Annotated in this window: 11 protein-coding genes and 1 pseudogene; 10 read left to right on the top strand and 2 right to left on the bottom strand. The window is 71.8% G+C overall.

Annotation, left to right across the window (positions count from 1 at the left end; genetic code table 11):
* The 9 genes and pseudogenes from RIF93_RS15610 to RIF93_RS15570 all read left to right on the top strand — a co-directional run.
* Positions 1–263, top strand: a pseudogene (locus tag RIF93_RS15610) (DNA polymerase III subunit gamma/tau); the annotation flags it as partial.
* A 6-nt stretch (positions 264–269) separates the two neighbouring features.
* A complete protein-coding gene (locus RIF93_RS15605; protein WP_309092369.1) occupies positions 270–596 on the top strand; it encodes a YbaB/EbfC family nucleoid-associated protein in 327 nt (108 codons plus the stop codon).
* On the top strand, positions 596–997 hold the full coding sequence (locus tag RIF93_RS15600; protein ID WP_309092368.1) for a nuclear transport factor 2 family protein: 402 nt from the start codon (positions 596–598) through the stop codon (positions 995–997). Before RIF93_RS15605 ends, RIF93_RS15600 begins: the two co-directional genes overlap by 1 nt.
* Positions 997–1,599: a recombination mediator RecR gene (gene recR, locus RIF93_RS15595; RefSeq protein ID WP_309092367.1), complete on the top strand. Its 603-nt coding sequence runs from the start codon at positions 997–999 to the stop codon at positions 1,597–1,599. The genes RIF93_RS15600 and recR overlap by 1 nt, the downstream gene beginning before the upstream one ends.
* Before the next feature lie 45 nt (positions 1,600–1,644).
* Positions 1,645–2,856 carry a DNA recombination protein RmuC gene (rmuC, locus tag RIF93_RS15590; RefSeq protein WP_309092366.1) on the top strand — a complete coding sequence of 404 codons (1,212 nt, stop codon included), beginning with the start codon at positions 1,645–1,647 and terminating at the stop codon, positions 2,854–2,856.
* 59 nt (positions 2,857–2,915) lie between these two features.
* Positions 2,916–3,422 (top strand): peptide deformylase, encoded by a 507-nt coding sequence (locus RIF93_RS15585; protein WP_309092365.1) that lies wholly within the window; start codon positions 2,916–2,918, stop codon positions 3,420–3,422.
* 6 nt (positions 3,423–3,428) lie between these two features.
* The gene (locus tag RIF93_RS15580; RefSeq protein WP_309092364.1) at positions 3,429–4,226 is read left to right on the top strand and encodes a class I SAM-dependent methyltransferase; all 798 of its coding nucleotides are present in this window, start codon (positions 3,429–3,431) and stop codon (positions 4,224–4,226) included.
* Between the two features lie 104 nt (positions 4,227–4,330).
* Complete coding sequence (locus RIF93_RS15575; protein WP_309092363.1) at positions 4,331–4,918, top strand: helix-turn-helix domain-containing protein; 588 nt, start codon at positions 4,331–4,333, stop codon at positions 4,916–4,918.
* 11 nt (positions 4,919–4,929) lie between these two features.
* The gene (locus RIF93_RS15570) at positions 4,930–5,736 is read left to right on the top strand and encodes an SRPBCC domain-containing protein (protein WP_309092362.1); all 807 of its coding nucleotides are present in this window, start codon (positions 4,930–4,932) and stop codon (positions 5,734–5,736) included.
* Positions 5,737–5,739: 3 nt separating this feature from the next.
* Here RIF93_RS15570 and RIF93_RS15565 read toward each other — a convergent pair whose 3' ends face one another.
* Entirely contained in the window at positions 5,740–8,208 is a 2,469-nt protein-coding gene (locus RIF93_RS15565; RefSeq protein ID WP_309092361.1) for a hypothetical protein, read from the bottom strand.
* Positions 8,209–8,403: 195 nt separating this feature from the next.
* Positions 8,404–8,727: a hypothetical protein gene (locus tag RIF93_RS15560; RefSeq protein WP_309092360.1), complete on the bottom strand. Its 324-nt coding sequence runs from the start codon at positions 8,725–8,727 to the stop codon at positions 8,404–8,406.
* 81 nt (positions 8,728–8,808) lie between these two features.
* On the opposite strand from RIF93_RS15560, the gene RIF93_RS15555 reads away from it, so the two are divergent.
* Positions 8,809–9,118, top strand: a 310-nt coding sequence (locus tag RIF93_RS15555; protein ID WP_309092359.1) for a formyltransferase family protein, incomplete at its 3' end; no start/stop codon positions are given.

Raw genomic sequence — 9,118 nt, 5'->3', positions numbered from 1 at the left:
CCCAGCGGCTGGTAGGCCGCCTGCGCGAATGGACCGGCGAGCGCTGGCTGATCTCGGCCCAGGGCGGCGGCGGGGCCGAGAGCCTGTGGGAGAAGCAGAAGCGCGAGCAGCGCGAGGCCCGCGCGCGGATCGAGCAGGACCCGTTCGTGCAGGCGGTGATGCAGGCCTTCCCCGGCGCCGAGATCGTCGGCATCCGCCAGGCCGTGCAGCCGGAGCCGTCGGCCGAGGCGCCACCGCCGGAAGAGGATGGGGACGAGGAGTAGTTTGAGATGAAAGACCTGAACTCCCTGATGAAGCAGGCGCAGGCCATGCAGCAGAAGCTGGCCGACGCGCAGGCGAGGTTGGCCGAGCTGGAGGTCGAGGGCACCTCGGGCGGCGGCATGGTGAAGGTGGTGCTGAAGGGCACCGGCGAACTGGCCAAGGTCGACCTGGACGAGAGCCTGATGCAGCCGGGCGAGGGCGAGGTGGTGGCCGACCTGGTCGTCGCCGCCCACGCCGACGCCAAGCGCAAGCTGGACGCCCAGCAGGCCGAGCTGATGCGCGAGGCCGCCGGCCCCCTGGCCGGCATGGGCCTGCCGGGCATGCCGAAGTTCTGATGCTGCTCGCCGCCCTGCTGGCCGCAGCGTCCGTGACCCTGCCCGCCGACCTGGCGAAGGCCGCGCACGAATACGACCGCGCCCAGGTGACCAGTGACCGGGCCGAGCTGGAGCGGCTGATCGCCGACGACTACCTGCTGCACAACAGCCAGGGGAAGGTTCAGGACAAGAAGAGCTTCATCGCCGACCAGGTGGCGCCGGGCTACAAGCTGGAGCCCTTTAAGGTCGAGGAGCCCGTCGAGAAGGTGATGGGCGACACCGCGATCCTGGGCGGCGTGGCGCGCGCCAAGGGGACGGCGGGCGGAGAGGCCTTCGACGTGCGGCTGCGCTTCATCGACGTGTGGCGCAAGCGGGACGGAGTCTGGCGGGTGGTGTTCAGCCAGGCCACGCGCGCGAACTGATGGCCGCCTCCGCAGGACCCGAGATCGAGCGGCTGATCGGGCTGCTCTCCAAGCTGCCGGGGCTGGGGCCGCGGTCGGCGAGGCGCGCCGCCCTGGCGCTGCTGAAGCGGCGCGAACAGCTGCTGCTGCCGCTGTCGGACGCGCTGGCGGAGGCCGCCGCGCGGGTGAAGACCTGCGAGGTCTGCGGCAGCCTCGACACCCAGGACCCCTGCGCGATCTGCTCGGACCAGACCCGGGACGGCAGCCTGATTTGCGTGGTCGAGGAGGTGGGGGCGCTGTGGGCCATGGAGCGGGCCGGCGCCTTCCGCGGCCGCTACCACGTGCTGGGCGGGCTGTTGTCGGCGCTGGACGGCGTGGGGCCGGAGGCGCTGCGGGTCGGGCCTCTGGTCGGCCGGGCGGGCGATCCGGGCGTGCGGGAGGTGATCCTGGCCTTGCCGGCGACCGTCGACGGCCAGACGACGGCCCACTACCTGGCCGATCGCCTGTCGGGCGCGGAGGTGACGGTCAGCATGTTGGCCCGCGGGGTCCCGGTGGGCGGCGAGCTGGACTGGCTGGACGACGGCACCATCGCCCAGGCCATGCGGGCCAGACGTCCCGCCTGATTTGTCGCGCTCGCCGCGACTCACCGAAAGTGCTAAGAACGCAGCATGAACATGCTGTGGATCCTCGTGGGCGTGCTGGCCCTGGTCGCCGGCGGCGCCGTGGTCTGGGCCCTGAGGGCGCAGATGCGGGTGGCGGCCGCCGAGCTGCGGGCGCGGATGCTGGAGGAGCAGGGCGAGCTCTTGCGCAGCCAGCTGACCCAGTCGGCGACCAGCGTGGCCGAGGAGATCCTGCGCAAGAACGAGGAGCAGGCCCGCAACCGCGAGCAGCTGGTGCAGGCCAGGCTCGAAGCCCAGCTGAAGCCCGTCGCCGAGACCCTGCAGAAGTTCCAGGAGCAGGTGGCCCAGGTCGAGAAGACCCGCGCCGAGGAGACCGGCGGGCTGAAGGCCCAGATCGCGCAGTTGCTGCAGGCCTCGACGGCCACGCAGGAGGAGGCGCGCAAGCTGTCGGCGGCGCTGCGCCGCGGCGCGGGCGTGCAGGGCCGCTGGGGCGAGCAAACCCTGCGAAACGTGCTGGAGGCGGCGGGCCTCTCGGCGCGCTACGACTTCGACGAACAGACCTCGACCGAGACCGAGGAGGGTCGGCGGCGGCCCGACGTGACGGTGCGCCTGCCGGGCGGCGGCGTGTTCGTGATCGACGCGAAGTGCTCGCTGAACGCCTTCCTGGAGCTGCAGGAGGCGCTGGACGACGCCGCCCGCGATGCCGCGGGTCTGCGCCATGTCACCTCGGTGAAGAGCCACATCCAGGGTCTCTCGGCCAAGGCCTACTGGGACCAGTTCGACGCCTCGCCGGATTTCGTGGCCATGTTCGTGCCGCTGGACTCCGCGCTCGCCGCCGCGCTGGACCGCGCCCCCGACCTGATGACCGAGGCCATGGACCGTCGGGTGGTGATCGTGACGCCCACGACGCTCTTCGCCCTGTGCAAGGCGGTGGCTTACGGTTGGCGGGTGGAGGAGCAGGCCGCCAACGCCCAGAAGATCGCCGAGCTGGGCAAGGAGCTCTACAAGCGCATCGCCGTGATGGGCGAGCATGCGGGCTCAGTGGGCAAGGCGCTGTCGGCGGCTGTCGAGCGCTACAACCGGTTCGTGGGCTCGCTGGAGACCCAGGTGCTGACCCAGGCCAAGCGGTTCGAGGATCTGAAGGTCGATCACCAGGGCAAGGAGATCGCCGAGCTGCCGCCGATCGAGGTGGGCGTCCGCGCGCTGTCGAAGCTCAGCGAGGACGAACAGCCGACCGTGCGACTGGCGGCGAAGTCATAGGGCGTCTGGGCGCTTAACCCACCTTGACGCTCGGGAATTCCGAACCTACCTCGCTGACCATGGCCATCCGAGAGATCCTGACCGTCCCGCACCCGGTGCTGAAGCAGGTGTCCCAGCCCGTCGCGGCTGTCGACGACGAGCTGCGCGCCCTGATGGACGACATGCTGGAGACGATGTACGCGGCGCCGGGCATCGGACTGGCCGCGATCCAGATCGGCGTGCCAAAGCGGGTGATCGTCATGGACCTGTCGGGCCAGGGCGAAGAGAAGCAGCCCCGCTACTTCGTGAACCCCGAGATCACCTGGAAGTCCGAGGAGACGGCGCCCTACGAGGAAGGCTGCCTCTCGATCCCGGAATACTACGACGAGGTCGAGCGCCCGGCGCGGGTTAAGTTGCGCTACCTGAACTACCAGGGCGAGCAGATTGAGGAGGAGGCGGACGGCCTCTATGCGGTCTGCATCCAGCACGAGATGGACCACCTGGAAGGCGTGCTCTTCATCGACCACCTGTCCCGGCTGAAGCGCGAACAGGCGGTGAAGAAGGTCAAGAAGCTGAAGGCCGCGTAGGCCCACGTGACCCGCCCGCCGCTGATCCGCCTGGCCCGGCGGGCGCTCGAGGTCTCCGGCCTCATCGCTCCCATCTACCGCGCCGCCGAACGGCGCCTGGTGTCGCAGGCCGAGACCGCCGTCGACGATGGCCGGCCGATGCCGCCGGCCGACCTGCGCGTGGCCGTCGCCGGCACCGCCGGACAGAAATGGTTCTCCGAGCGCGGCCAGGCCGACACCGCCGAGGTGCTGCGGCTGGCGCGCGCGCACGGCGCCGGCGGGCCGCTGGAAGTGCTGGACCTGGGCTGCGGCTGCGGCCGGGTCGCCCGCTGGCTGGCGCCCGAGGTGATCGACGGCGGCGGCCGGTTCGTAGGTTCCGACCTCAATCCCAAGCTGGTCGCCTGGTGCCAGGCCAACCTGCCGGGCGAGTACCGCGTCAACGGCCTGAAGCCGCCGCTGGCGGAGGCCGAAGCCTCGCTGAACCTCGTCTATGCCTATTCCGTGCTGACCCACCTGCGAGAGCCGGTGGCTATGGCCTGGCTGGCCGAGATCGCCCGCGTGCTGCGGCCGGGCGGCCTGGCCCTGCTCACCTTCCACGACGAGGATTACGCCGAAGCCTGGGGACCGGCCGAGGTGAAGGCGCGCGGCCGGCCGGAGGGCTGGTTCGTGCTGAACGACGCCATGCAGGGCTCGAACTACATGTCGAGCTGGACCACCCGCGAGCACTTCGCCGCCATGGCCGCAGCGCATTTCGACGTCGCCGAGATCATCCCGGGCGGGCGCGAGGTGGCGAGCCAGGCGATGGCCGTGCTGCGGGCCAGGTAGCTCCCGCAGCGGCTTTCAAGCCGCATCTCCTGCACGTCGCCGAGACTCCGCACGCTCGCCTCGGGCGCCTTGACAAATTTTCTTTTCAAAGGCGGGATGGCGCCATGTCCGCGATCGAAGTCATCGAACGTCCCGAGGCCGCCGCAGCGGCGCTGGACCCTGTACGAAGCCGCCTGCTGGCCGAACTCTCCACGCCGGCTTCGGCGGCCGCCGTGGCCGGGCGCCTGGGGCTGCCGCGGCAGAAGGCGAACTATCACCTGCGGACGCTGGAGGCGCACGGGCTGGTCCGTGTCGCCGAAGAGCGGGCCTGGGGCGGGCTGACCGAGCGCGTCCTGACGGCGAGCGCCGATGGCTTCCTGGTCTCGCCGGCGGCGCTGGGCGACGCAGGCGCCACCCCGGCGCGTACGCACGATCGGATGTCGGCGGCCTATCTGGTGGCGCTGGCCGGACGCGTGGTGCGCGAGGTGGGCGGGCTGATGAAGCGGGCGGACGTGACGGGCAAGCGGCTGGCGACGGCTTCGCTCGACAGCGAGATCCGCTTCCGGTCGCCGAGCGACCGTGCGGCCTTCGCCGAGGAGCTGACCCGGGCCGTGTCGGCCTTGGCGGCCAGGTATCACGCGGGACCCGACGAAGGCGGCCGCACGCACCGCCTGTTCGTGGCGCTGCATCCGACACCCGACGAGCCGAGCTGAAGGAGGACGTCATGCCCATGAAGTCGGACGGCAAGGGCCGTCGCTACGCCGAGCTGGTCTTCGAGATGCCCGGCACGCCGGAGCAGGTTTGGCAGGCGATCGCCACCGGGCCGGGCATCACCGCCTGGTTCGTGCCGAGCACGGTGGAGGAGCGGGTCGGCGGCCCCGTCAGCTTCGACCTGGGCGGCGGCAACGTCTCGCCCGGCCACGTGACGGCCTTCGAGCCTCCGCGCCGCTTCGCCTACGAGGAGCCGGGCTGGAACCCCGAGGCGCCGCCGCTGGCCACCGAGTTCGTGGTCGAGAGCGACGCCGGCGGCCAGTGCCGGGTGCGGATCGTGATGAGCCTCGAGACCGAGGACGATCGCTGGGACGGCGAGATCGGCGGCATGGAGGCGGGCTGGGCGCCGTTCTTCGAGGTCATGCGGATCTACCTGCGCGACTTCGCAGGCGAGGCGGCGACGTCCCTGCGGCCGATGGCGACCTACGCGGGCTCGTTGGACGAGGCCTGGCGGCGCTTCTGCGCCGAACTGGGGATCGAAGGCGCGAGCCCCGGCGACCGCATCGAGACCGCGGGCGGGGCGCCCCGGCTCGCCGGCCGGGTCGAACGCCTGGGATCGACCGAGCACCAGAAGGAGCTGCTGATCCGCCTGGAGGCGCCGTCCGGCGGCGTCGCCCTGCCCGGCGCGTGGTCCTGGGGCGGCCAGACCCACCTGGGCGTCAGCCTGTTCTTCTACGGTCCGGACAGCGAGGCCGTGGCCGCCCGGGAGGGCGCCGTCTGGGAGGCCTGGCTAGGCAAGCTCTTTCCGAAGGCCGCGTGAGGCTCAGGTCGCCGGCCGGCGCTCGCCCGGCGGCGGAACCGCGCGTATCGGCAGGAAGATCTTGCGGAAGCTGACGCGCACCGTTCGGCCCAAGGGGTCGATGAGGTCGGGCTGGTAGTTGATGGGCGTGGCGCCCGCGGCGTCGCGGACGCTGACCCGCTCGTCCAACAGGTTGTCGACGTTGAGGCTCACGCGGGCCCCGCGCATCCACGTATGCTCGCGCGCCATCGGCTGCAGGCCGAGGTCGGCGAAGAGGCGCAGGTTGAAGGTGGTCAGGTCCGAGAAGGTGAGGCCGCTGCCGCCCAGGCCGGACTGCACCGTGCCGCCCTGCTGCCAGCGGGCGTTGAGGCGCGCGCCCAGGCCGTTGCGCGAGACGCCGGCCTGCACGTCGAGCTGGTGCTTGGGCGTGGCCGAGCCGGAGCCCAGGGTCGATCCGTCCAGCAGGTCGAGCACCGGAACGCCGGGCCGGATCAGGATCTCGTCCTTCAGCCGCCAGGTGTGGAAGGCTGCGAACTGCAAGTTGCCGCCGGCGAAATTGCCCCGCCGGCCGCCGAATCCGCCCGGACCGAAGCCGGCGCCGCGGCCCTGCCGTTCACCACCGCCCGCGCGCTGTCCCTCGCCCGGGGCGGGCCGGCCCTCGGCCGCCGCGCCCCCCGTCTGAGCGCCGCCGGTCTGGGCGCCTCCTGGGGCCGCGGCGCGTTGCGGCGCGAACGGCGGCGGGCGCGTGTTGCGCAGCGGCCGGCTGTAGTTGAAGCCCCAGCGCAGCTCGTCACGCTCGTGGCGATCGAAGTTGACCGGCCGTACGTCGACGCGGGTCAGCCGCCCTTCGGCGTCGCGGTCGATCCGGTCGTCGAAGGCCGCCTCGATCTCGGGGGTGATGGCCGGGAAGGACGCGATCTCGTCCTCGATCCGGGTGCGCGTGTAGTCGGCGCGGAAGACGAAATCGGTCTCCTCGAAAGGCCGCAGCGTCAGGCCCAGCTTGATGACCCTGCGGTTGTCGGCGAGCAGGTTCGGATTGCCGCCCTCGAGGCGGGTGACCTCCACCGTCTCACCGGTGACGAAGTCGAAGACGCGGACGTTCTCGGTGACGATCTCGGGGTTGCCGAGCTGCTGGATCGTGGGCGCGCCGTCCTCGTCGGTGATCGAGGCGATGATCCGCACGGCCTCGATCGGCGACCAGGTGATCCCGCCGCCGATCGTGGTCAGCGTCCCGAAGTCCGAAAGGTGGCGGACCTCGGCGTTGAAGTTGACCGAGAGGTCGCCGAGGCTGCCGATCGGCCCGCGTCGGCGGCTGGCGATCGGCGCGTCGAAGTTGACCTGGGCGCGGCCGGACTGACGGTCGAGGTCGGCGCTGCGGAACAGGTCCTGGCGGCGCGTCTCGCTCTCGAGGTTCAGGGTGTCGGCGCCGACCGTGAAGGCGGCGTTCACCGGCCCGGCCGGCAGGTCGAAGAGGGTGCCGTTCACCAGCACCTCGGCGTCGGCCGAGGTGACTGTGGAGCGGGCGATGTTGGGCGTCCTGAAGGCGCCCGTCTCCTCGTCGAAGGCCGTTTCGGTCAGGGTGCGGCTGCTGGTGCGGTCGGCGTTCCCGGTGAAGGACCAGCGCCAGCCGGAGACGGCGCCGTTCACCGCGACGCCGACGTGGGCCTCGCGGTTGTCGGTGAGGCGGCGCAGCGCATCCAGCTCGCTGCTGGCCAGGAAGGGATCGCCCGAGGGGCCGAGGCGGGCGTCGGACTCGGTGAACTCGACGCGGCCGTTCAGGCTGGCGGCGACGCCGTCGCCCAGCGGCCGGGCGATCACGCCGTTCAGCGCCAGCGAGCGGTTGGCGGGCAGCAGGGTGCGCAGGGCGCCGTCCTGACCGTCGGTGCGGACGACGTCGCGCTCGTCCTCGAGGAGGGCGGTGGTGCGGCCGGCCTTCACGTCGAACTGGGTGCGGGTGTCGCCCTGGATCTGCAGGGTGTTGGCGTTGGCGTCGACCGTGCTGCGGCCGCCTTCGGTCGGCAGGGTGACGCCGCCCTCCAAAGTCAGCGCGCGGAAGCGCCGGCGCAGGACGAAGTTCACCACCCGCTGGTCGGCCCGATAGCCGTACCGCAGCGCGACCTCCTCAGGCAGGATCTCGGTGCGGACGATGGTCTCGGGCGGCAGGTCGCGGATCTCGGAGAAGCTGGAGATGCGCATGCCGTTGACCAGCATGATCGGCCGCCCGCCGCCCCGGCCCCGGCCGCTGGCGAGCTGGGGCTCGAGGGCCGTCAGCAGCTCGGCCACGGAGCTGACGCCCAGGGCGCGGATCTCGCGCTGGTCGAGGGTGATCTCCGGCTCCGCCTCGCCGACGACCGAGCCGCGCGGGGCGACCTGACGGGCCGCGGTGACGACCAGCTCGTCGACCTCGTAGCCCTCCTCGTCGAGGGCGGGTTCTTCGAGCGGGTCGGCGGCGGGAGCTTGGGCTAGGGCCGGCGTGGCGAGCGCGAGCGACACGGCGGAGGTCGCGAGCAAAGCCGCCCAACGGGCGGCGCCTTGGCGTCGGGTCAACATCCTACTCCCAGGCCGGACCAGCGGCCTTGCAAACGTTCCAGTCCTCCCCAGGATCGGTCGGGGGGACAGCTAGTCCGCGAGATTTGCTGGCGTGTGTCGGTCGCGCCGCATTTTCGCCTCAAGCTTGACCGTTGCGGCCTAGCGCTTGGCGTCTTCGGCCGCCGTTTTGGCGTCGCCGGCCTCGTCGCGCGTCTCGGACTCGACCTTGGCGGCGCCTTCGCGGGCGCCCTCGGCGGCGCCCTTGGCGGCGTCCTTGATCACCTGGCCGGCGTCGCCGGCGGCCTCCTTGATCTCGGAGCCGACTTCCTTGAGCTCGGGGCTCTGGACGGCGTCCTGGGCCTCGTTGGCGATCTTGCCGGCGGCGGCCTCGACGTCGTTGCCGGTGTCGACGCGCTCGCGCTCCGTGCAGGCGGCGAGGGCGATAGCGAGGCCGGCGACGGAGACGGCGATCAGCTTGTTCATGGCGTCCTCCTTGATCGCGCCGTCAACGGCGCCGCTTGCCCGTAAGTTCCCTTAGGCCCGCGGGGCGGCTAAACCCCGGCCATGCGTCTGGCCTTCCTGGGCACCCCCGATTTCGCCGTCTCGGCTCTCGCCGCCATCGTGGAGGCGGGCCACGAGGTGGCCTGCGTCTATTCCCAGCCGCCCGCGCCGCGCGGGCGCGGGCAGGAGCTGAGGCCCTCGCCGACCCACGCCTTCGCCCAGGCCCGCGGCATTCCGGTGCGGACGCCGGCCTCGATGCGTGCGCCCGAGGAAATGGAGGCCTTCGCGGCGTTGGGACTGGACGCCGCCGTGGTGGTGGCCTTCGGCCAGATCCTGCCGCGCGAGGTCCTGGAGGCGCCCCGGCTTGGCTCGT

Source organism: Phenylobacterium sp., from assembly GCF_031181185.1.
In the GTDB taxonomy this organism is placed as follows: Bacteria; Pseudomonadota; Alphaproteobacteria; order Caulobacterales; family Caulobacteraceae; genus Phenylobacterium.
This window is presented reverse-complemented; position numbering and strand designations above follow the sequence as displayed.